This is a genomic window from Nodularia harveyana UHCC-0300, from assembly GCF_034931085.1.
In the GTDB taxonomy this organism is placed as follows: domain Bacteria; phylum Cyanobacteriota; class Cyanobacteriia; order Cyanobacteriales; family Nostocaceae; genus Nodularia; species Nodularia harveyana.
This window is the reverse complement of the sequence record NZ_JAYGHG010000011.1, coordinates 55,635-78,866: the sequence shown is the minus strand read 5'-3', so window position 1 is coordinate 78,866 and position 23,232 is coordinate 55,635. Positions and strand designations below refer to the sequence as shown.

Sequence of the window (23,232 nt, the reverse complement as noted above, 5' to 3'; positions counted from 1 at the left end):
CCCTCACACGACAATCAATACTAGCGGTAGAAAACCCTTCTTCTCCACAGAATATAGCACGATCCTAAGTTTAGAGATTAATATACTACGATACTAAATTTAGGAATCGGAACTAGGTTTTCTTTCAAAACGCTGGACTATGCGAGATAGTTCTGCCTTTTCATCGATACTAACGCGGGTAGGCGCACCGCTAATAATTCTTTCGTAGTTACGGAAAGAATCCTTAATTTCTGGACCATCAGCAGTAATATTGTACTCACGGATGCCTTTATCATGCCAAGAACCACGCATTTTAAATACATTAATTGCCCGTGACATTTCCCCACGAATTTCCACATATTGCAACATCAAAATTGTATCGGTAATTGTGGAAATATGAGAATCAGTAATGGAATGTAAACCCAAAAATTGGTCAGTTGTGTTAGTAAAAAACCCAGTTATTTCTTCTTGTTTCGCATAACCAGTCACACCAATTACAAACTGACGGAAGGCATTATTGCTAACTCCTCTAGCGAGTGCGGAGAGAGAGTCAATAGCAATGCGAGATGGTTTAAACACTTCGATTTCTGATTTAATAATTTGCAAATGGTCTTCTAAACCAGTTGATTCAGGATAGGTACAAATTATTTTAAGTAACCCTTGACGTTCTAATTCCTCAAAGTCAATTCCCCACGAGTAAGCATTGCGAGATAATTGAGCGCGTGATTCTTCATAAGCAAATAATATTGCTTTTTCACCATTGACGCAGCCCTCTTGCAAAAATTTACTCACCAATAGAGTTTTACCAGTCCCAGTAGCGCCTGTCGCCAAAATAATAGAATCTTTAAAGAAACCACCCCCGCACATTTCATCGAGGGTTTTCACTCCAGAAGACACCCTGACATTAGAAGAACGTTGAGTTAACCGCATTGCTCCCAAGGGAAAAATGTTGATTCCTGCATTAGTAATTGTAAAAGGATACTCACCTTTCATGTGAGTTGTACCACGCAATTTGAGAATTTCAATTGTGCGCCGGCGGCGTTCTCCTTCTAAAACGTTACGCACAATTACCACATTATCCGAAACAAATTCTTCGACTCCAAATGAAGCCACAGAACCGTATTCTTCGCTGCGTTCGGTAGTAATGATAGTGGTGACGTGTAGTTGCTTGAGACGAGCTACAAGGCGGAAAATTTCCCGCCGCACCACTCCCATTGCTTCATACTGCTGAAACACTGCTGTGATAGAGTCAATGGATACTCTTTGAGCTTTATATTTGCGAATTGCATATTGCAAGCGCTCAATCAGTGCTGATAAGTCAAAGTTACCCACAATATCTTGACCTTCCGGATCAGGTGAAGCATCAAGAATAAATAATTTACCTTCTTCAATAAGGCGTTGTAAATTCCACCCAAAGATTTGGGCATTTTTAATAATATCACTGGGTGATTCTTCAAAGGTGACAAATACACCCGCTTCATCAAAGCGGGTAATCCCATTGTAGAGAAATTGCAGTGATAATAAAGTTTTTCCTGTTCCAGATGTACCACTTACTAATGTAGTTCGGGCGATGGGTAAACCTCCGTGGCTAATATCATCAAGGCCCTCTATCATCGTGCGAATTTTTTCTACCCCAGTCATGGGGATATTCTTTGGCTCTGCTTGGTCTTTTTCGCTCATTGCTTATTAAGAAATGGGTACTAAACCCGGTTTTTATATGACTAAATTCGGTAATTTATTATCCAATTTGTTTGATTAAATACTGTTTAATCTTCCCAATATTCTTCATTCAGTTCTTCATAGAGTAAGTCTAGTCCAATCAACACTCTTTCTCTGTCTGATAGGTCACCAATTATTTTGCGGACTGGTGGGGGTAAAATTTTAGATAATGTGGGTGTGGCTAGTATTTTATCTTCTTCTGCTAGTTGGGGATTTTTCAGCACGTCAATTACTTTCAAGGCATAGACACCTTGAAATTCTTGTTCTAAAATATTTTTCAGTATTTTCAACGCTCTCACCGAATTAGGTGTGTTACCTGCTACATACAGTTTTAGAACGTATGTTTTTTTTGCTGGATGATTCATTCTTATGAATTTAATCTATTGAGTGAAGACCGATAACATTCGCAGAGGTGAGCGAGGATATCTATCAGTGCTAGGCGATAATCTAGTAATGCTTCATCACTCCTGCCTTCTAATTTTAGCTGTATGGAAAAGTCTTCTATTAATTCCATATGAAATTCAATGATTTGTGGCACAGGAATATTAGCACAAAATACCTCATTGATAAATGTATCAATTTTTTCCTTGATAGTTTTGTCTGCGGTAAAGTAATTTATAAGAATATGGCGATAATCTGATTTGAGTTGTTGTAATAATATCTGCCGATCAACTTGAGTCATTTGCTGAAAGAACTGCTGTAGTTTTTGCTTTTGGCATGAAAATACATAAGAATATGGATTCGTGAAATTTTTATTAAGATATTGTTGATACCACTAAAGTAGGTAGTAGATTTTAACAGTAGTAGCAGTAATGATCAGAGAAATTCTCAATTGGTAGATCATGTCATGCCTACAACAATATATATGCCCGCTCCATTGCATTGGAGTGGCTACTTAAGCTGGAGGCTCTAAATATGTTGGGGTGTGGGTGGAGAAATAAATACGAGTAGTAACACGGTGTATACTTGTATATCTTAATTAATCACCCTGACCCATATTGGTGGACTATCTATATTAGATGTCAAGTATACTTTGGTGTTTATGTCCACTTGTCTATGAAAGTTGCAATTTGTCTGTGAGATAAAGGTTCGTTTCAACATATAGTCAAGGTCTGGTTGTTGAAGCACTAGATGTAGTGTGATCAACCCTAGACTTTAGTCAGTGGTTGATTAAGGATATGTGGTAAATGAAGCTACGTTACTTAATGGATGATTCACGTATGTATATTTGTCCAGGTATAGGTATTCTGATTTCACTCCTTGGTTAAGATACGTAAAATAACTTAAAGTATCGTCGCGTTCTAAATCATTATAATTCCTCAAGGTTTATTAGCGAATCTTTGGCCTGATAATTGTTTTAGTTGTGACGATTAAGAAGGAGTTTCAACACTAGTAGGAGATTGACAAGGAGATTCCCCTAAAATTCTCAGTGGCAAAAAAGCAACGAGTAAATCCCATAAGTCGTGTCTCTGAAGAATATGGCCGTGAGAGGAGTCGAACGGCAAACTCATTGTTTGAATGGCGTTGAAGCTGTACCAAAATCACTGAAATGAGTCTTCTGAAAGAATATTGCTTTGCGGCTCGAACACTATTTGCCAAAGTGCTGATGGTGAAGTTGTAAGTTTCCACAAAGAATGACCCTTAAGGTTCCTTATGTCAATGCTACAGTACCCGCTTTATGACTTTCTAGCAACGGTACCAAACTGCGTAGAAACAATTACTCTGGCTATGATGCTGGAGATTTTTGAGCAAGAGCAGTGCGATCGCTTGGTAGTAGTAAATCAGCAACAATGTCCTTTAGGAATAGTGCAGTCTGCTCGTTTAACCCAAAAAATATTGACAGTATCTGGTGAAAATCAAAGTTTGGATTGGGAGAAGTCACTGTCAAGTTGGGATAAAAGTATTATTGAGCCATTGAAAACATTACCAGCAAATTGTTCTGTAGAAGAGTTTCAACTACTTCTGCGTGATCAATGTGAATGGGACGCAGCCGGGATTCAGACTCAAAGCAACAGTAACTTAGATTGGGCGCTGACTGATGGGGAGGGTAAATTTTTAGGGCTGCTGAATAGCGCAGGTCTGTTAAGAGCATTAGCTCAAGAAAATTTGGCAGTTAATCGGGCTAAAAGTCTCTACTCACCTCCTACAGAGAGAACTGCTAAAAATATTTTTTCAGATCAGGTTAACAGTTCCACGAAAAGAGCCAAAACTCACTGGCGTTCTGACAAGTCAGGACTGACGCAATCTGGTTATAGTCGTGCTGATTATCAAGGACAGAATACGCGATCGCGGAAAATCTATCAACGCAAATCGGCACATAAATCACTGGTGCAGCTATTAGAACTCATGCCTTGGCCACTAATGCTGCAAACAGAAACAGGTGAAGTAATAGCCAAAAATGCGGCTTGGTGGCAGCAATTAGGAGGATTCAAAGATCCAGAAGGCATCCGAGAACAAGTGGAAGCAATATTAGCCCCTGCCCAGAGGAAAACAGCGACAGAAGACACCAGCGAAGCAGTCAGTAAATCCCATCCTCACGGTAGAGGTCATGATGTCGGCGAGGGACAATCCAGACTACCATCCCAGAGCTATGTGGTGAGAGATGAACCACCTGCACAAAGTTTGCATCACCAGTCAATAGTCACAAAAACTACATCTAATCGCTGCTTTTTGGATAGCCTCAAAGGTACTTGTACTTGTGTTGTGGAAGTACAGAATGGTCAGGAGCGAATTTGGCAGTTTGCCAAAATTGCTTTAGATAGCCCGCAATCAGAACTTCTATTCCAGGAAATGTTTCCTGGGGAATTTAGCTTTGAGCATACGGCACAGACTCCCAGGAATCGCGGAAATAATGACCTCTGGTTAGTATTAGCCACTGATATCACAGAACAGCAGCAGATATATAAAGAACTATCAGCCAAAAATGCTGATTTAATTCAATTAAATCGTTTGAAGGATGAATTTTTAGCTTGTATTAGTCATGAACTGAAGACTCCTCTGACGGCGGTTTTAGGACTATCACGGTTGCTTGTGGATCAACAGTTGGGTGAACTCAACGAGCGCCAAGCCCGTTATGCGGGACTGATTCATCAAAGCGGACGACATTTAATGAGTGTGGTCAATGATATTTTAGATTTGACGCGCATGGAAACGGGACAGATGGATTTAGCCCTCGTACCTGTGAACATTCGGACAGTTTGCGATCGCGCCGTCACAGAAGCAAAAGCAATTCACACTCAAACTACCAAAGGTAGCGCCACCATCGCCCCAACAGCCGAAGAGAGTTCAGAATTTGCCCTATCAATTGAACCAGGCTTAGAAGAGATAGTAGCTGATGAATTGCGCTTGCGTCAGATGTTAGTACACCTACTTTCCAACGCCTTTAAATTCACACAAAACTCTGGGGAAATTGGTTTACGGATCAATCGCTGGGAAGGCTGGATCGCTTTTACAGTTTGGGATACTGGTATTGGTATTCCTGAACATCAGCAACATTTAATCTTTCAGAAATTCCAACAGCTAGAAAATCCCCTGACTCGGCAATTTGAAGGTACTGGCTTGGGGTTAGTTTTAACTAGGGCTTTAGCTCGTCTCCACGGCGGTGATGTCAGCTTTTTATCCCGTGAAGGCAAAGGTAGCCAATTTACATTACTCCTACCACCTAGTCCCCCCAGCACAGGCTTAATAAACCCAGATATGGGAATCCGAGAAGATAGCAAAATCCCAATTCCTCCCACACCAGAAATCACAACCTCTGCACGTCAGCACCTAGCCACAACTAGCCCACATTCACCCACTAGCTCAAAACGGTTAGTCCTAATAGTGGAAGCCGTAGCCAGATATATCGAAGATTTGACTGATCAGCTCAAAGGTTTAGGTTACCGCGTAGTCATCGCTCGTTCAGGAACAGAAGCAGTAGAAAAAGCCCGCCGCTTACAACCGAAAGCTATTTTTTTAAATCCTTTACTACCTTTACTTTCTGGTTGGGATGTCCTGACTTTATTGAAATCTGATGCTGTGACTAAACACATTCCCGTAATGGTGACAGCAACGGGGGCGGAAAAAGAACAGGCTTATGCTTATCATGCCGATGGTTTCCTGAATTTACCAGTCCAACATCAGGCTTTAATACCAGTCTTAGAAAAGTTAGTTACTGAGTCGGAAATTCCCCAATCAAGGTTAGATGATCACGAAATCACCCCAAAAACAATTCCCCTCAGAATTCTCAGGTTGGTAGAACAGAATTTAGAATTAATTAATCCCCACCCTGCATTACGAGAACACCGGGTGATCGAAGTAGATGATTTAGATCAAGCAGAACTTTTGGCAGGGGTTTGGCAATTCGATGTAATTTTACTAGATGCACAAGGTTCGCTAGCACAAACTTACTTAAAACAGTTAACTAAACATCCTATTTTGGCTGATATTCCACTGGTGACTTGCGATGTCGCCACTAGTCTAGCCGCTTCTCAGATCCCTGGGTTGTCTGTGTATCCTTACTTAACACCATTTTCTAGAGATCAGGATTACCGGGGCGGAAAAACAGATCCTTTATTGTCTGTGCTACAAATTGCCTCTGGTGTCTGCTGCCCACCTAGTATCCTTGTGGTAGATTTAATGATGCTGGATGATTCACCACTAAAGGATCAGCCTCCGGTGAAAACATCTGCACTGAATAACAACAATAGCCAACGGGGATCTGAGTGGTTCCAAGCTTTAATTCAGTATTTACAAACTGCTGGTTTGAAAGCAGCAATGGGACGTTTTTGGGCGGAAGTCATCGAACAAATTCGCCACCAAAGCGTTGATTTATTACTAATTTGTTTAGAAGATTATTCAGTGTATCCAGAGGTACTTAGAAAGCTAAATACTTTGGCAGATTTACCTTTTGAGTTACCCCCAATTTTGATCATTGATCAGCGATTCCATAACACTCTTACCTCATCTGTGTCTGAGACAGAAAGTCATGAACCTAGCCAGGGTGTGGATGGATCTGCAAACCGGATGAATGAGTTGGCGGAAGTTGTGGTTCGCATCTCTTCTGGAAGAGAAGATATGGCCGCCCAGATTTTTCCTCGTTCCATATCAATGGAAGATTTATTAACTCAGATTAATCATACTTTAGGTATTTGAGGCTAATTGATTAGGATATTTTGAGTATTTCTTGGTTTGTCTTTTTCAAAGAAACTCGAATTAATTGGTAAGTATCTCTGGTTTCTAAAATATCGTAAGTACCGGGTTTTAAGTCCATTTTTACCAAGGCTTTGGGTTGGGCGATCATCAGTAAGGAAGGCGGTTCGGCGACTTCAGCAGTACGATTTTGAATATACTCTACAGCATCGTTTGTGAGTTTAATATAATTGACTGGCTGTTCTGTGTAGAAGGCGACGCTGGGTTTTTTGAAGCCGACCATGACTAATTCCTCATTTGATTGCTGGGTTGTGACGACAAATGCTGATAAATCCTTTAATGGTTGCTGACGCAGCTGATCCATGAAAAACAAAGCCGGCATTAAAACAATAATCAAAAATGCTGTAAATGTTACTAGGTTGATGCTAATAATACTGTGCCAACTACGATTGATGATTAAAGCAGCGATGATCAGGGCTGCTAAAAACCACAGGAATCCGCCACGTTCTGGTAAACCTGCGTTTTGAATCAGTAGGGGAAAGCCTGGTGCAACAGAATAATCATTGATCAGGTTGTTAATTTGAAACATTGCTACTGCCAAAATTGTGGCAAAGATGACGTTGATCCAAGCACTGATTTTGATAGCAGAGTCGGCTGAGGGCATCTCTCGGCTGGTTTCGGGGAAAAAGTCACTCCATAGCAAGGCTATTAAAATTGCTACGGCGGGCATGAGAGGTAATACGTAGCTGGGAAGTTTGGTGAGGGCAATACTAAAGAAACTAAAGATAGCAATAAACCAGATAGCGGCGAATAAACCCAATTGTTGGGAGCGTTGTTGCGATCGCCATAGTGATCGCTGCCAAAATTTCTGTTTAACTATTGCTAAGGGTAAATACACGGAATATGGGGCAAATCCTAGTAATACTACTGCAAAATAGAAATACCAAGGGGCTGAGTGACCATTGACTACTTCTGTGAACCGTTCTAAGTTATGGTAGCCAAAAAAAGCATTAATATAATTCCAACCATTCCGCCAAGTTACGAGGAAATACCAAGGGGCTGATAATGTGAAAATAATCAGCATCCCAATGAATATCCGCATTTCTTTTAATACTTCTCGGAACTTGCCGACGTAAATGATAAATGCGCCGATAATAATGATGGGTAGGACAATTCCTACAGGTCCTTTGGTCAAAATCGCTCCCGCAATTAGGACGTAACAAGCCAAATACCATTTGTTGGGGAATGGAGATTCGAGGAGTTTAGCCTGTTTTTCTTCCTGAGTCCCATAGCCGATAAAAAAACATAATAAGGCTGAGGCCATGCACCCAGTTAGCATCATATCTGAGACACCGGTTCGTCCCCAAACAATCATTTCTGGGTTGAGTGCTAGCATGGCTGCGCCAATTAAGGCTGTTAAGTTGCGCTTAATCGGGTGTGCAGTTTGTTCTATTTGGTCTTTTTTGCCGAAATACCACTGCAAAGTATAAAATGTCAAACCGATGACTGCTATGGCGGCGATCGCTGAAGGTATTCGTACTGACCATTCATTAACTCCGATAATTGCGTAGGCGATCGCTTGACACCAATAAATTAAAGCCGGTTTATCAAAACGAGTTTCGCCATTAAAAAACGGAGTAATCCAATCACCTGTAATTAACATTTGACGGGAAGCTTCAGCAAACAATGGCTCAGTTTCATCAATCAAGCTGATACTACCCAAATTCCACCCATAAGCCAGCCAAGCAATCAAAATTAATATTGTCAGTGCAAACACTGGACTTTTTGATAGATTGTGGTAATACTTACTCACAGTAACCGGGAAACTTAGTTTTATCCTCATTATTTATTAGTCAATACTCAATATTTAAACATAACTAATCATTAGTCGTTGACTAGCTAAATTTTGTTCTTGGATGGAGAATTGGGAATCACAGCAGCAAGTCATTCGTTCCTATTCTCCCCTACTCCTTAGCCCCAATCTTGCTGATTCTTCAAGGACTCAGTATCAATAACCATTCTCGATTTTTGCTATTCCATTCAGGTACAGAAGTTTCCCCCACTACATAGGGACCCCAGTAACGCCGAGAACCATCTTGGGCGAAAGCGACTATGACATCTCCCGTTTCCAATTTGAGGTTCCCCTGAGGTAAGGACAGAATCAACCCCTGCTCACTACCTTCTTGGGGATCAAAATCCCAGTGCGCTGGAACATCATGATGAGTTTGTCCAGAGTCTTTTACTTGAGGCTGTCGTGCTAGTAAAGCTAGACGCACAGGCTGATTAGTTTGATTACTCATCCGTAAACTCCCTTGATGATTGTCATTTGCTGTGGAGTTTTGACGAGCGATCAAAATGTGAGGATCGTTCAGCCCAATTTTGTTAGTTTGGGTAGTATAACTAACTGTAGCATTGGTAACTGGTACTGGTGTGACATTCTGTTCTAAAGTATCAGAAGATGTGGGTAAGGATGTTTCTGGATCTACTGACTCAAAAGACACACTGATGTCCCAACATCCGACCATTACCCCCAGTAACCCTAAAGTAAAAACAGCAATAGCAGCGTGGCGATATTGTTTACTTTTCATTCCGATAATTGTTAGCAATAATATTTTCTCTAGGCTTGAGCAAATACTAGCCTATAATCCGAAGCGGTAATTATCGGGATTTGGAGACTAAATGTTTCTAGACTCTGGGATAATTCAGAAGATGCCATGTATCGAAAATATCATTTTCATCAGAAAACTTTGGGATAAATAATTACATTAGTTCTCCTTGAAAAAAAGGTGGAAAAGCCTAATTAAAGGTAAAAATAATCAGCATCAGCGCAAAAAATAGGCAAAGTATGATACATCCGTCAGAAGTTTATTTGTAGGAATAGCAAAATTAGCTATTCAGCAGGAGGTATTCTGACGAACAAGGGGATTTTTCTGTAGTTCTCATAGGAACTGGGGAAAATCATTTATATATCTTAATATTTTGGCATAAGTTGAGGTGCGAGATACTCTTGTTACCATCAGAGTTGGGAAAATGTTACTGTTTCGCACCAGCTTCCTACCTACATTCATGCAAAATACTCGTCTGACTAACTTATTTGAGGCCATTGCTAGTCGTTTGGGACAATGGTTTTTAAATCCTTGGCGCAGGTTATCGTTATTGTTGATTAATTTCTTTTTTGGGTTTTTTCTGGGAACAGCAATTTCTACTATAGCTGGACAAAGGGGTGTGTCAGATATTCTCATAGCTGCTGTGCTGGTGATAGTGACGGAGGTGACTAGCCGAATATTTTATAGTGGTTACTTGTTTTCCAAGCGCACGCTGTTGGTAGAATCACTAAATATTCTCAAAGTTGGTTTTATTTATAGTATGTTTGTGGAAGCTTTTAAGCTGGGTTCTTAATGATAGATTGTGGGGCTAGTGATGCAGATTTACTCAATTCTGTATTGCCCAGTTTTAACCAATTCTGCCAAACTCACCTACATCAACCTCCAGAAGAAATGTTGGCGGTGTTGCGGGAGTTATGGCTACCACTGAGTAAAAAGTTAGCGTCTCGTCGTCAAGAATTGGGTAGACCACTAATTCAGGGGATTTTAGGTGGACAGGGGACTGGTAAAACTACAATGTGCCAGGTTCTAGGTCTGCTGCTGGAAGAGTTGGGATATCGGACTCTGAGTTTATCACTAGATGATTTGTATAAAACTTATGGCGATCGCTTAATTTTAACTCAGCAAGATCCCCGGTTAATTTGGCGGGGGCCACCGGGAACTCATGATCTAGATTTAGGTTTAAAACTGTTAGATCAAATTCGTAGGGGGGAAAGTCCAGTTATGGTTCCCCGGTTTGATAAATCTGCATATAATGGGGCTGGCGATCGCACTAATCCAGAAGTTGTTACAGATATTGATATTGTTCTTTTTGAAGGTTGGTTTGTGGGGGTAAGACCCATTCATCCCGATATATTTGATACAACACCGCCACCAATTATCACAGCAGAGGATCGTTTATTTGCTCGTGATCTGAATCAGCGACTCCAGGATTATCTCCCACTCTGGGAAAGATTGGATAGTTTAATTGTGCTGTATCCTACTGATTACCGTTGTTCTATGACTTGGAGGAAACAAGCAGAACAACAAATGATCGCTGAGGGGAAATCGGGAATGTCAGACTCACAGATTGAAGAATTTGTCAACTATTTTTGGCGATCGCTACACCCGGAATTATTTATTAAACCGTTGGTAAAATCAGCTACAGCCGTTGATTTAGTAATTACAATTAATCCTGATCATAGTATGCGCCTACTCAGCTAAATTTAACGCGATCGCCTGATTGTGGTTGATCATCTTCTGTACAGATCGAGCATTTTAGTCTAGATATATAGCAGGGAGCAGCCTTGAAACTCTTTAATGACAATAGTTTTATGATCCTTTTGTCTCCTAACCACCTTCGCGGTTGCTATATATATAGCAGGGAGCAGGGGAGCAGGGAGCAGGGGGAAGTCTTGAAACTCTTTAATGACAATGGTTTTATGATCCTTTTGTCTCCTAACCACCTTCGCGGTTGCTATATATAAATATTAATCCTTATCAGCTTTTATGAAATTTGGACACATCCTATAGGAAGATGACTAAGTATGAAAATAATAGGTAAATTAAGGCGGGATGTTGTTATGCACTGGATTTATAATGAGGTTTGGTAATCAGCCAAGCCTCTTTTATTTTTAGCTAAAAAAATATGGTTTTTCGGTTAAAGAAAATATAGCAGATGGACATTTGATTTAACCAACAGTCTGCTAAATCCTATGATGCTTAAAGTAAATAATTGGAATTGTTTGATTATCAATGTCTCTATTCGCCAAATAATCATCCTTTCTGCGCGACAAAAGAGATATTGCTCTAAGAGGATGTTTAAAATGACTTGTTGCTACTACCTATAAATAAGCATTGATACACAACTATTCCTCAACTGAATCACATATTTATAATAGACAGTATAAATGTCATGAAGTAATTTTATTTAACATCATTACTTGCCCCATTTACTTTATCAGGTAATCATCACCTTACACTTGAGAATAGGAAAGACTTGTCAGAATTTCCTAATTCAACAGGTATAATCTAATTCTCTCTTTTGGCTGATAAACTGCCCAATCATCAGGACTCAAGAGCATAGTATTTTTTTGTCAGTTGAGTTAACTAAATCCAGTGATAAAAACTTAATTTAAAAAACTTCTGGGCAAGATTGTTAAAACCAGAGTATAAAAGAAAAAATATTCTATACAAACCTACTTTTTGGCTTAACTAAGAACTAAAATGGCAAATCGCTCCCGCAAGCTAACGCCACAATCTTCTCAAGGAAATCCGTCTGATGCTGCTGATCAACGAGTCTCCCCGAAACCACGGCAAAAATCTCAATTAGGTTGGCTATGGTCAACTCTAGCTATCTCTATGTTGTTGGGTAGCGTGGGATTAATGTCTACTTTTATCTGGTTTAGCGTTCTGTTTATATTCAATCCAGAAAAATTAGGCTGGGTGAATGAATTTTTACCGGAATGGGGACAAATTCCTTTAAATAACATAGAGGTTCCCCAAAGTCTCAAACAGATTCAGGATACTGTGAATCAAGGACAAATAGCTGGGGAAGTTATTCGTTTAGATGAGGAGAAAGGCTCATTTTTATTACCAATTTTGCAGCAGCGCCCCAATTGTCAGTCTGATTGTCAAGAAATTGTGGAACTGAGGGTTTACCAGGTCGCAGAAGACCGAGAATCTCCATCAGGCTCGGAAAAATTATATTATCTAGCGACTCAGTTATCCATAACTGCGCCAGATGAATCATTGATTAATGCAGCATTAAAATATCGAGATGATAATAGTCGTTTACCTTTAACAGCTATTAAGTCTTTGGGTTCGGATTCAATATCCCCTGGGGTCTGGTTGGCTTTATGGGGTAAGGGTCAAGAAGAAACTAATGCGATCGCCTACGGTTATATTATCTATTACAATCCCCAACATCATAATCTACAGCAGTTATTGTCTTGGCAAAATCCCCAGGGAAAACTACCGCAATGGCAGCAAGTGACTGGTGGCGGTGCGAAAGAGCTAGTAATTGATCAAACAATAGGTTTAGAACCCCAGTTAAAGATATACCAAGTTGAACCTACTAATTTTTATCTTAATCCCATTCAACTGACTGGCATATCGCTACAATCAGCAACAGTTGCGGATTCGGCTTATAAAGACGCTTTATCAATTGCTCGTAGTGGATTGTGGACACCAGCTTATGAATGGTTGCAATTTATCCAAAAACAGCATCAAGGAGATTTTCCCCCAGCCGCCCAAGCACAAGTGGATATGATTCGCTTGCATTCTCAATTAACCAAAGCCCAAGCAGATATCAGTTGGGCTAGCCCGACTCAAGAAGTCTTAGCAGAATTGATTGATGGTCGTTGGGCAAAAGCTTTAGAGGTATTTGAAGCATCACCGCAGAATGCCCAAGAAATCGCTACTCTATTGAAAGCAGATAAGGGGCGTTTGTGGAATCGTACAGTGGCGGCGTTGCGAGTTAATCCTCACAGACAAGATGTGCAAGTTTGGGCGAGTTTAATTTTAGCTGCCCAGCAGGGAGAACAACGGGCTAATTCTTGGTTAAAGTCCCAGCCGAAAATTACGCCATCCCATCTGAGTTATGTTCAAGGTTTGTTACCAAAGCTGAAGGGTGAGGTGGTGAAGCCGCCGGAAATATCAATTATTAATCATCCTAGTCAAATTATCGGTGCGGTAAAACCAGTTGCTGAAATTAATGCTGCGGAATGGTTGCGACCAGATAGCAAGGCAGAACTTAAACTTACAGATCAGCAAATGTGGTATGAGGTGGAGGTTAGTGCTTTTTATAATGGTAAAAGTTGGCTGAGTTGGCCTTTTCAGTCTTTGCAACCTCCACAAACTTCCCTAGCCCGGTTTTTTTGGTCAACTTTGGGGATTAATGTCAACCCAGTTATTCAAATGATTGTCTGGGACTCTCAAGGACAACAGCAGATTAATTTGGCCACTATTAAAGGTGTTCGCTGGCAAAATGGGGTTTTACAGTTATTGGCGGCGGGAGTAAAAATTGGTACTCAGCAAAATTCTCCTCTACAACCTCAACCTTTAGCCCTGACGGAAGCCGCCCTGGAATGGGTGCAATCAACTCCGATTAATCTCACGAAACTCTATGAGGAAAATCCGCAAGCAGTAAAGGCAATGTTGCCGATGATGTGGCTGTCTTTACAACAAACTGGTCAACTTCCCCTTAGTGATGTTCCTAGCTTTGAGGAAATTCAAGCACAAGTGGGTAATTGGCCGTTACAAATTATTGATTTGACTAATGATACCCAGCCAGAATTTGTGCTGACTATCTCAGCTGATGCGATCGCATCCTTAGCCGCTACGAATTTGGGTGACACAAAATTAGAGAAAAATCAGTCTCGCCCCCGGACTCTGATCTTCTCCCCAAATGGTCAGTTGATCTATACAGATTTCCAAAATAATTCTCAGCAAGTATTAACAGCGATCGCCAAATTGTCCCGTAGTCAGTCTCTGGCATTGTTAGTAGAGAATGCCAACAGTTACAGCCTCAAGCGTTGGTCAGATAAAAATCAACGTTTTGAGTAGTAGTCTGAATCAATTATCAGCTATAGGCGATCGCTGTGATCTGAATTGAGTTATAGCAACCGCCAAGGTGGTTAGGACCCAAACGGATCATAAAACCATTGTAATTAAAGAGTTTCAAGGCTTCCCCCTGCTCCCTGCTCCCCTGCTCCCTGCTATATTTATTCTGGCTGATCTGATAGCCGTTGTTCTTTCAGGTTTTTTAATTGCTGCAATAGGGAATCTACCTCTGCTTGCAGATGTTGCAGTTTTGCTTGCTGATCTTCTGGATAATAAGACTTGGTGACATCGCTAACCCAGAGGGTGGAGGAAGGACGTTCGGAAACACTTGATGAATAGGTAGGCATTGTTAAATAAAATTCACAACTCGACTCACACCATTTAGTAAATACTATAATAATGTAAGTTTAAGGTTTGTTAAACACTTGTATATTTTACATCATAAAATATCATAACTTAATTGTGTATCTATAAGTGATAGTAATTATCTAGACTTTGTTCCACAGTAAGTTTATCTACGCCACCCCTCACAGTACTGTGTAGACAACGAATGGCGAGTAGTAACACAGGGCATTGCAGATAAAATATCAATCAGCAGTGAGATATTAGTGTTAAAGATAGATAATATTCTTCTAGAATGAGAAATCAAGAGACTATCAACTAAAAAGGAGAAATTAACTTTTTTCCTTTGCCAATGGAGCGTTGCCTCATTCCCCATCCTTAGTTAAAAACTTTATAAAGCCTGTGACTGTGAGTTTGTCTGTTGCTAAATCTTATCGCCAACCCTGGCCTGGACTGATAGAAGCCTATCGTGAATACTTGCCTGTCAGCGAAACAACGCCTGTTGTCACTTTATTAGAGGGTAACACTCCCTTGATTCCAGTGCCGGCGATCGCAGAACGCATTGGCAGACAGGTAAAGGTGTTTGTTAAATATGATGGTCTGAATCCTACTGGTAGCTTCAAAGACCGGGGAATGACTATGGCAATCACCAAAGCGAAGGAAGCCGGGGCAAAAGCGGTAATTTGCGCCAGTACAGGGAATACCTCGGCGGCGGCGGCGGCTTATGCGAAACGTGGAGGTATGAAGCCTTTCGTGTTGATACCTGATGGCTACGTTGCCCTGGGTAAATTGGCACAGGCATTATTATATGGTGCAGAAGTTTTAGCTATTAAAGGCAACTTTGACAGGGCGCTGGAAATTGTCCGCGAAATGGCAGAAAGCTATCCTGTTACCTTAGTTAATTCCGTCAACCCCTACCGTTTGGAAGGGCAAAAAACGGGAGCATTTGAAGTTGTGGATGCCTTGGGTAATGCCCCAGATTGGTTATGTATCCCCGTTGGTAATGCCGGAAATATCACAGCATATTGGATGGGGTTTTGTCAATATCATCAAGCTGGAAAGTGCGATCGCCTCCCCCGAATGATGGGATTCCAAGCCGCAGGTGCAGCCCCCCTAGTGAATGGAAAACCTGTTTCTCATCCAGAAACCATCGCCACAGCAATCCGAATTGGTAATCCCGCTAGTTGGGATAAAGCCATAGCCGCCCAATCAGCCAGTCAAGGTAGCTTTAAAGCAGTTACCGACGAGGAAATTTTGGATGCTTATCGACTTTTGGCATCCTCAGAAGGAATTTTCTGCGAACCCGCCAGCGCTGCATCTGTCGCCGGTTTATTGCAAGTTAAAGACCAAGTTCCCACAGGGGCGACAGTTGTATGTGTCCTCACCGGAAATGGTTTAAAAGACCCAGACACAGCAATTAAACACAGTCACAGCCACTTTAAACAAGGCATTGACGCTGAATTAGAAGCAGTAGCCAAAGCAATGGGATTTTAATCCTCCGGTAATCAACAGCGCCGCCTACTGTTTAGCTGACTTCTACTTGCTAGTCGTACCATCGCGTTCTCTGGTTAAGCCATCAATAGCATCACCTAAAGCGGTGGTCAGGCTTTTACGGGTTTGGGCGTGGTTTTCTTGCTCGGTTTTTAAGGCTTGCAGGAGGCGATCGCGTTCCTTCATAATTGTGATCAGTTGGCTGCGTAATTCTGCTAAAGATTCGATTTGTTGAATTTCCGCTTCTACAACGGTGCTGGCTTCCTGATCTGCCAGGATACCGGGGTCTAGTCCCTTGAGTTTATGTATCTCTGCTTTCAAAGAGGCGATCGCCTGTTGAGCCAAATTTGTATCTGTGCGGCGTTGTTCGGCTTCAGTGTTATAAAGTTTACGCCATTTTTGTGCGGTTTCCCAAGCGGCATCACGATCGCGTTTTTGTTCTGCTATTTGTTCCTTGAGTCCCTGAATTTCCCCTAGCCACTGTTGGGTTAGATCAGTGTTTTTCTCAATATTATCCATCATAATAATACTCTTTTATATACTCGAAATATACTCAGTTTCAGTATAATCTGGCTAGGCGATCGCATCCATCCGCAAACTGCGAAAAATTAAAGATTGTTGCATTTAGGGATGACTTACAGAGTAAACAAGGGATAACTAAAGATAGTGCGATATAAGTGACCATTATGTTAGTTATTCTATGACTTACTGTCTCAGAATTGCCGATATCCCCACAGATGAGCGTCCGCGTGAGCGTTTAATTACCCACGGCCCCAAAATTTTAGCCACAGCCGAATTAATAGCAATTCTGTTAGGCACTGGTCAAGGACCGGGAAAACTCTCAGCCGTAGGCCTAGGGCAGTATATACTACAAGAACTGAGTAAACACCAACGTGACCCCTTAGCTGTTTTGCGAGAAGTCACCCCAGCAGAATTAATGCAAATTCCTGGTATTGGGCCAGCAAAAGCCACAACCATATTAGCAGCCATTGAATTGGGTAAACGAACCTTTCAATTTCGCCCCTCAGATAGTACACCCATTGATAACCCCATAGTAGCTGCGGCTGCACTCAGTCAAGACCTGATGTGGCAAACACAAGAACGTTTTGCAGTGTTGCTATTAGATGTCAAAAACAAGTTATTGGGAACCAAAGTAATTACCATCGGTACAGCCACAGAAACCTTAGCCTCTCCCCGTGACATTTTTAGAGAGATCATTCGTCAAGGTGCAACTAGGGCAATTATTGCTCACAATCATCCTTCAGGTAACACAGAACCCAGCCCAGAAGACATAGAATTAACCCGTCAACTATTATCCGGAGCGCAGCTTTTAAGCATTCCCCTACTAGATCACTTAATTTTGGGCAATGGTAATCACCAAAGTTTACGTGAAATTACAACTTTATGGGATGAATATCCCCAAGATGATTAAAAGTCTGTAGAGAGGACTAAGTTCTCTCTATCTTCTCCAATATATAGCAGGGAACAGGGAACAGCACTTCGGCTTACTTCGACTTCGCTCAGTACAAGCCGCTCAGTGTCCGGGAACAGGCTCGAAACTCTTTAATTGTGAGGGTTTCATTATCTGTTTCTGTCCTAACCTCCTTGGCGGTTGCTATAAAATCATTGCATCTATTTCTGGCTGCTCAGAGGCTGAATTGAAATACGTATAAAAAAATTACTCAACTCTGGTTTTGTACCATCGTTATTTTCTCCCGGCAAAAACCTATCATTGATGAATATCTCGTTGACAATTTGCTCATACAAACTTTTTTTACTTTGTAGTGTCGCTGGTGCTATTTCTAAAACTACAGCTTGTTGAAAGTTGCCATTATTATCAATAATTAAGCTAGCCAAAAACTGTGCAGGCTCAAGTAGAGAATCACCAGTTGAGGCAATATTTTTAGTGTTACTTCCCTTATTTATGCGTTCAGCTATAACATCGGGTATACCATCAGGACTTAATCTACCCTCTTGAACTAATTTATCTATTTCAGTTTTATTGATTGCAGTAAATGTCACTTTGACACCTGATTCGGCTGGAGTATTAGCAGTTTCCCCAGTGGGTGCTGTTTCCTCCTCTGGGATATTAGCAGTTTCCCCAGTGGGTGCTGTTTCCTCATCTGAGATATTTGCAGTTTCCCCAGTGGGTGTTGTTTCCTCATCTGAGATATTTGCAGTTTCCCCAGTGGGTGTTGTTTCCTCATCTGGGACATTTGCAGTTTCATCTTGTTCAGTTTCTGCAACTTTTGGTGATTCTGATGGAATACCTGTGGGTAGTGGCTGTCCTTCTCCTAATACAACTTCTTCACGACTATTCCAAGGGAGATCACCCACTGGAATTGTTGGTGTTGGGGTTGGGGTTGGGGTTGGGGTTGGTGTTGGGGTTGGGGTCGGTGTTGGTGTCGGTGTCGAAACTGTCTTTTGAGGAAAAGGTTGTGTATTGGGTTGAGAAGCTTTTCTTGTGCTTTCAGTCAGAAGACTAGCATCAGAATTTATCGCCGCAGTCTGCTGATTACTTGGTGTAATGGGTGCATCTGATACAGAATCTTGAGGAGATATGGGTGATTTCGGTGAGACTGTTTCCGCTTCTAAGTTAGATTTAGCTGGTAATTCTGCTGCGGGAGAAATTTCTATAAATTCAATGGGGACAAATGTTTGGCTTTGCTGTGGAAACCAGGGTTTAAAGACGTTAGATGAGCGCATAAACCAGAAAACCAGTAAATGCAAGGAAAATGAACCTATGGCGATCGCTATCCATAAACCCGGTGTATCTGTGTCCCTTCTTCGTTCATGGGCTGGAATTAGCTTGTTGTCCGTAACCGATAATGATTCGTCAATTTTGCTCATTACTAATCCTGCCAAATCCACTTCCTATCTTAGCGATTAGCCATGATTTCTGGTCTGACAGCAAAGGTAAGAACTGTTTCATCAATACCTTTCAGTTGTAACGGACTACCCTTAGTAATTTCATCATCTTGTAAATAATCTGCCACAGCAGCAGAAACCAAAATAGTACCAGGAACAGCCGCAGCCTGTAACCTAGCAGCAATATTTACACTCGGACCAATAGCTGTATAGTCTGCACGTTCAGCGCTACCAAACATCCCCACAACAGCCGTTCCTTGATGGATACCACAGCGAAACTGTACGCCGCCATAGCCATGATTTTCAAATATACCCTGCTCATGCCAGTGCTGGTTTAACTTAGCTAGTGAAGATTGCATCGCTCTGGCGGTACTGATAGCCCGGCGTACTTGCTCATTGGGGGTGAGTTCTTCCGGCGCTCCGTATAAGGCTAAAATAGCATCTCCCATAAACTTATCCACAGTGCCGCCATTCTCAAACACAACTTTGGTCATGCTTTCTAAATATTCATTGAGCAACTCTGCAACTCTCCGGGATCTGAGGGTATTTGCTAGCTGAGTGAAACCAACTATGTCACTAAATAAAACTGTGATCAAACGCGGTTCTGGTCGCAAATCAAGGGTTAAAGTTCCTGCTGCGGCTTTTTTCACCAACACAGCCGGTAAAAACCGTTTTAGTACCGATTCGGTGAGATAAGTATTTAGCTCTAAAACCCGACGTTCATTGGCTTTTAATGCTAAGAGATTTTTAACTTCTGCGAGCAGTTCCCGGTCATTAAATGGTTTTGCTAAATAAGCATCCGCACCATGTTCTGTACTTTCAATGCGGGTTTCTTCATCTACTTTCGCTGTGAGTAAAATGATTGGTATGCCTTTGACATTCTCCTCATTCCGGATCATGCCGATCATTTCTAACCCTGTCACCATAGGCATCATTAAATCAGTAATGATCAAGCTAGGTGAAGTTTGTTGAGTTTTGCTAAATCCTTCATAACCGTTACGAGCGGTTTGTACTTGATAACCATTGCGGCGGAGAATATCCGATACATAGGTTCGTAAATCGGGATTATCATCTACAACTAAAATATGGTGCTGAGTAGAACCATTATTAATATTCTCTGTGCCAGCAAGTTCTAAATCATGTGTATTAGCATCGGATAATAAGTTTTCTGTAATATTTTCAATATTATCTGTGGATAGTTCTACTAGTTCTAAATCAGCTAATTCCACACTAGCGCGGCTTCTGTTTAATTCCGTTGGGGTTTCTATAACTTGCCCTGTGGGTAGGTGAGAATTGCCTGTAAGTAGGGATAAAGTAAAGGTTGTACCTTGTCCATAAGTTGAGTCTACTTTCACCTTACCGCCGTGCATTTCTACTAATTCTTTGACTAAAGCTAAACCCAAACCACTCCCTTCATAAGAACGGTTTTCTGAGCCTTCTGCTTGGCGAAAGCGCTGAAAGAGTTGGGGAATTTGTTCGGGAAAAATGCCAATTCCTGTATCTTTGACTTGCAATTTGCACTGTTTCTGATCAGATTGTAAGATGACGGTGATTGTGCCATTTTCAGGAGTGAACTTCATGGCATTGGACAAGAGGTTATAAACCACTTTGTCGAATTTTTCCATGTCCAAGTAGACTTCAGGACATTCACTCATTTCGGTAACTAGATGTAGTCGTTTCTTTTCGCAGTAGGGGCGGAATGATTCCACAATTTGACTAACGAATTCGACTAAATTACAGGGTCGGAAACTAGGCTGCATTCTACCTGCATCTAAGCGTTGCAAGTCTAGTAGTTGGTTTACCAGTCGTAATAGGCGGCGGGAGTTACGTAGAGCGATCGTACTTTGTTTATGAGATAATCCTTCACCTGCATTCACCGCAGATTCTAAAGGCCCTTGAATTAAGGTGATGGGAGTCCGAAACTCATGGGAGATATTTTGGAAAAATTCAGTTTTTTGTTTGTCTAGCTGTAACAAGCGCTCGGCTTGCTCACGAGTTGTCTGATACAAGCGCGACTGCTGCACTGCGATCGCCGCTTGAACTGCTACGGCTTGAGCTAATTCAATTTCTGATGGTAACCACTGACGTACTTTATCACCTTCTCGCAAGGTAATACTACCAATACATTTATCATCAGCTAATAGGGGAACAACCATGAGCGATCGCGCTGGCATTTTTCCCGGTAAATCAATACCCTGAATATCTGAATCATAATCACTCATATCAGTGATTACCACTGGTTGCTGTGTCCGCAAAATTTCTTGCAGAATGGGAATATTTTGAATCAGTGCTTGTGCTGCTGGTGATTCCTGGTCAACAAGAATATCAGTATTCGAGATCGATGACGAGTTTTCCGAATTTTCCGAACTGTCATATAAACCCACAGAATAGACTAACTCATTATTCTCTCCCCATAAAGACAGCACACAGCCATTCACTTCTAAGGCTTGTCCTAATTGTTGAGTAATAGCTGCAAATATATCTTCTGGGTCTAAACTAGAGCGAATCGCTGTGGTTATAGTATTAATTAAAGTTTCTCTCTTAGCAAGGGCGCGTACCTGCTCATAGGCATAGGCTTGAGACAAAGCTAAAGCTGCTTGATCGACAACCATCGACACTAGTTTTACTTCATCATTTTCCCAAAACCGGGATTTAGAACACTGGTGTACTGCCAGCACTGCCATTAATTCCTGCTGACAAATCAGGGGTACAACTAAACTCGAACAGATGTTAGCCCTAGCAAAAGCTGCTGCTCGTTGAGATAATTCAGTTTCCTCTCCCTGAATCCGCTCATCATTTGCTACATCATAAATTATTTGAACTTCACGAGTCTCCCAAACAGTATCAGCCAAAACTGAAGAAGTCGAAGGGGAAGCCACTTTCTCGTAAATGAACCCTTCATCCATCAACTGTCCATCTTGGAACGGACGTAACAGACAAACATCCACTTCCAACATATGTCCCACTGTATCGACAATTGTATGTAGAATTTGTCGATAGTCCAGAGCGCTGCGGATAGTATTGGTCACTGTGTTTAGTAGTGACTCCTGACGCAGGGTGCGTGTCAGCTCATGAGTACGGGCTTTGAGGACGTTGTGAGTATCTAAGGCCTGTCGGACTACGGCTTTAAGTTTTTCTGATTCCCAGGGCTTAGTGACATATTTAAAGACCTTACCAGCATTGATTGCTTCCACTAGGTCTTCCACATCAGTGTAACCAGTTAAAATAATGCGAATCGTGTCTGGATATTGAGTTGCTGTCACGCTCAAGAACTCTGTACCGCTCATAATCGGCATTCGCTGGTCAGAGATGATTACTGACACCTCTCCTTCTTGCGCTAACAGTTCCAGTGCCGCAGGCCCAGAGATTGCTCGCAGCACCTGATAATCGCGGTAAAAGGTGCGGTAAAGCAAGTCAAGGTTGTCGGGTTCATCGTCAACAACCAAAATTTTAGGCTTACTGTTTATTGGAGATTTCATGCACTGCTTTCCTGCAGCAACGGCAGTCGGATAAAGAATAATTTAATCAAGTGGGAAAGTTTTAGATTTAAATAGCAGAGCATTTTGACAAATTAGGCTATCTAGCTGGTTACATGAGTGCTGAGTCATAGAATATTTTTTGATCTTGTCCTCTATATCTTGTACAGATTACCAATTGCTCTCATATCTTGCAATTCTATAGAGTCATTTGTAGTACGAGAGAGTTAATTTTGCTTTACCAAATGTTTTTATATCTCCTTGAGGAACTGTTTAATAGTCGATATAGCGCTCATAACTGGTTATGGAAACCAGATGTAGTCACATATTTATAAGTCTTCCCGTTCTAGCACTTGCAATAACAATTGCAGGTTAACTTTATTTATATCTGGCATGGTCAGCTACTCATGTCAGCACCAATTAGCATTTATGGGCTAAGTAGACTATGACACATATAATTTCTCACAAGTATATATTAATTTTTACTTGATTGGGGTTAGCACTTACCATATCTAATTGATCCTGGATGGGAGGCTCTGGGAGAAAAAATCTTCCTCTGCTCTGTATTTTCCTGATATTTC

At 41.4% G+C, this 23,232-nt stretch carries 14 protein-coding genes and 1 pseudogene; 6 read left to right on the top strand and 9 right to left on the bottom strand.

What is annotated here, in order from left to right:
• Positions 1–99 precede the first annotated feature (99 nt).
• The 3 genes and pseudogenes from kaiC to VB620_RS09465 all read right to left on the bottom strand — a co-directional run.
• Positions 100–1,659 (bottom strand): circadian clock protein KaiC, encoded by a 1,560-nt coding sequence (kaiC, locus tag VB620_RS09475; protein WP_323195901.1) that lies wholly within the window; start codon positions 1,657–1,659, stop codon positions 100–102.
• 86 nt (positions 1,660–1,745) lie between these two features.
• A complete protein-coding gene (gene kaiB / locus VB620_RS09470) occupies positions 1,746–2,063 on the bottom strand; it encodes a circadian clock protein KaiB (protein ID WP_323195900.1) in 318 nt (105 codons plus the stop codon).
• A 2-nt stretch (positions 2,064–2,065) separates the two neighbouring features.
• Positions 2,066–2,401, bottom strand: a pseudogene (locus VB620_RS09465) (KaiA family protein); the annotation flags it as partial.
• A gap of 950 nt (positions 2,402–3,351) precedes the next feature.
• Between VB620_RS09465 and VB620_RS09460 the strand changes: the two are divergent.
• A complete protein-coding gene (locus tag VB620_RS09460) occupies positions 3,352–6,831 on the top strand; it encodes an ATP-binding response regulator (RefSeq protein ID WP_323195899.1) in 3,480 nt (1,159 codons plus the stop codon).
• A 10-nt stretch (positions 6,832–6,841) separates the two neighbouring features.
• On the opposite strand, the gene VB620_RS09455 is transcribed toward VB620_RS09460, so the two are convergent.
• The gene (locus tag VB620_RS09455) at positions 6,842–8,671 is read right to left on the bottom strand and encodes an ArnT family glycosyltransferase (RefSeq protein WP_323195898.1); all 1,830 of its coding nucleotides are present in this window, start codon (positions 8,669–8,671) and stop codon (positions 6,842–6,844) included.
• A 151-nt stretch (positions 8,672–8,822) separates the two neighbouring features.
• Positions 8,823–9,416: a hypothetical protein gene (locus VB620_RS09450; RefSeq protein ID WP_323195897.1), complete on the bottom strand. Its 594-nt coding sequence runs from the start codon at positions 9,414–9,416 to the stop codon at positions 8,823–8,825.
• Positions 9,417–9,894: 478 nt separating this feature from the next.
• Between VB620_RS09450 and VB620_RS09445 the strand changes: the two genes are divergently transcribed.
• From VB620_RS09445 to VB620_RS09435, 3 genes are all read left to right on the top strand, one after another.
• Entirely contained in the window at positions 9,895–10,227 is a 333-nt protein-coding gene (locus tag VB620_RS09445; RefSeq protein ID WP_323195929.1) for a DUF565 domain-containing protein, read from the top strand.
• Positions 10,227–11,135 carry a glycerate kinase gene (locus VB620_RS09440; protein WP_323195896.1) on the top strand — a complete coding sequence of 303 codons (909 nt, stop codon included), beginning with the start codon at positions 10,227–10,229 and terminating at the stop codon, positions 11,133–11,135. The genes VB620_RS09445 and VB620_RS09440 overlap by 1 nt, the downstream gene beginning before the upstream one ends.
• Before the next feature lie 1,002 nt (positions 11,136–12,137).
• Entirely contained in the window at positions 12,138–14,477 is a 2,340-nt protein-coding gene (locus VB620_RS09435; RefSeq protein WP_323195895.1) for a hypothetical protein, read from the top strand.
• A 158-nt stretch (positions 14,478–14,635) separates the two neighbouring features.
• On the opposite strand, the gene VB620_RS09430 is transcribed toward VB620_RS09435, so the two are convergent.
• Positions 14,636–14,821 carry a hypothetical protein gene (locus VB620_RS09430; protein WP_323195894.1) on the bottom strand — a complete coding sequence of 62 codons (186 nt, stop codon included), beginning with the start codon at positions 14,819–14,821 and terminating at the stop codon, positions 14,636–14,638.
• Between the two features lie 397 nt (positions 14,822–15,218).
• Here VB620_RS09430 and thrC point away from each other — a divergent pair, with 397 nt between their 5' ends.
• Positions 15,219–16,310 carry a threonine synthase gene (gene thrC / locus VB620_RS09425; RefSeq protein ID WP_323195893.1) on the top strand — a complete coding sequence of 364 codons (1,092 nt, stop codon included), beginning with the start codon at positions 15,219–15,221 and terminating at the stop codon, positions 16,308–16,310.
• Positions 16,311–16,352: 42 nt separating this feature from the next.
• Here the strand turns inward: thrC and VB620_RS09420 are convergent, their stop codons facing one another.
• Entirely contained in the window at positions 16,353–16,829 is a 477-nt protein-coding gene (locus VB620_RS09420; RefSeq protein ID WP_323195892.1) for a hypothetical protein, read from the bottom strand.
• Positions 16,830–17,007: 178 nt separating this feature from the next.
• Here VB620_RS09420 and radC point away from each other — a divergent pair, with 178 nt between their 5' ends.
• Positions 17,008–17,739, top strand: a complete 732-nt coding sequence (gene radC / locus VB620_RS09415; protein ID WP_323195891.1) for a RadC family protein — start codon at positions 17,008–17,010, stop codon at positions 17,737–17,739.
• A 200-nt stretch (positions 17,740–17,939) separates the two neighbouring features.
• Here radC and VB620_RS09410 read toward each other — a convergent pair whose 3' ends face one another.
• Together VB620_RS09410 and VB620_RS09405 are read right to left on the bottom strand one after the other, a co-directional pair.
• Positions 17,940–19,157, bottom strand: coding sequence for a hypothetical protein (locus VB620_RS09410; protein WP_323195890.1), 1,218 nt, complete (start codon positions 19,155–19,157; stop codon positions 17,940–17,942).
• Between the two features lie 29 nt (positions 19,158–19,186).
• Positions 19,187–22,654 carry a response regulator gene (locus VB620_RS09405; RefSeq protein WP_323195889.1) on the bottom strand — a complete coding sequence of 1,156 codons (3,468 nt, stop codon included), beginning with the start codon at positions 22,652–22,654 and terminating at the stop codon, positions 19,187–19,189.
• Positions 22,655–23,232 lie beyond the last annotated feature (578 nt).

Excerpts from the sequence above, each read along its gene's own strand:
- VB620_RS09460 (WP_323195899.1), top strand. The coding sequence starts at position 3,352 with ATGTCAATGCTACAGTACCCGCTTTATGACTTTCTAGCAACGGTACCA.
- VB620_RS09435 (WP_323195895.1), top strand. The coding sequence starts at position 12,138 with ATGGCAAATCGCTCCCGCAAGCTAACGCCACAATCTTCTCAAGGAAAT.
- VB620_RS09440 (WP_323195896.1), top strand. The coding sequence starts at position 10,227 with ATGATAGATTGTGGGGCTAGTGATGCAGATTTACTCAATTCTGTATTG.
- VB620_RS09430 (WP_323195894.1), bottom strand. The coding sequence starts at position 14,821 with ATGCCTACCTATTCATCAAGTGTTTCCGAACGTCCTTCCTCCACCCTC.
- VB620_RS09410 (WP_323195890.1), bottom strand. The coding sequence starts at position 19,157 with ATGAGCAAAATTGACGAATCATTATCGGTTACGGACAACAAGCTAATT.
- VB620_RS09455 (WP_323195898.1), bottom strand. The coding sequence starts at position 8,671 with ATGAGGATAAAACTAAGTTTCCCGGTTACTGTGAGTAAGTATTACCAC.
- VB620_RS09445 (WP_323195929.1), top strand. The coding sequence starts at position 9,895 with ATGCAAAATACTCGTCTGACTAACTTATTTGAGGCCATTGCTAGTCGT.
- kaiB (WP_323195900.1), bottom strand. The coding sequence starts at position 2,063 with ATGAATCATCCAGCAAAAAAAACATACGTTCTAAAACTGTATGTAGCA.
- radC (WP_323195891.1), top strand. The coding sequence starts at position 17,008 with ATGACTTACTGTCTCAGAATTGCCGATATCCCCACAGATGAGCGTCCG.
- VB620_RS09450 (WP_323195897.1), bottom strand. The coding sequence starts at position 9,416 with ATGAAAAGTAAACAATATCGCCACGCTGCTATTGCTGTTTTTACTTTA.
- VB620_RS09420 (WP_323195892.1), bottom strand. The coding sequence starts at position 16,829 with ATGATGGATAATATTGAGAAAAACACTGATCTAACCCAACAGTGGCTA.
- kaiC (WP_323195901.1), bottom strand. The coding sequence starts at position 1,659 with ATGAGCGAAAAAGACCAAGCAGAGCCAAAGAATATCCCCATGACTGGG.
- VB620_RS09405 (WP_323195889.1), bottom strand. The coding sequence starts at position 22,654 with ATGAAATCTCCAATAAACAGTAAGCCTAAAATTTTGGTTGTTGACGAT.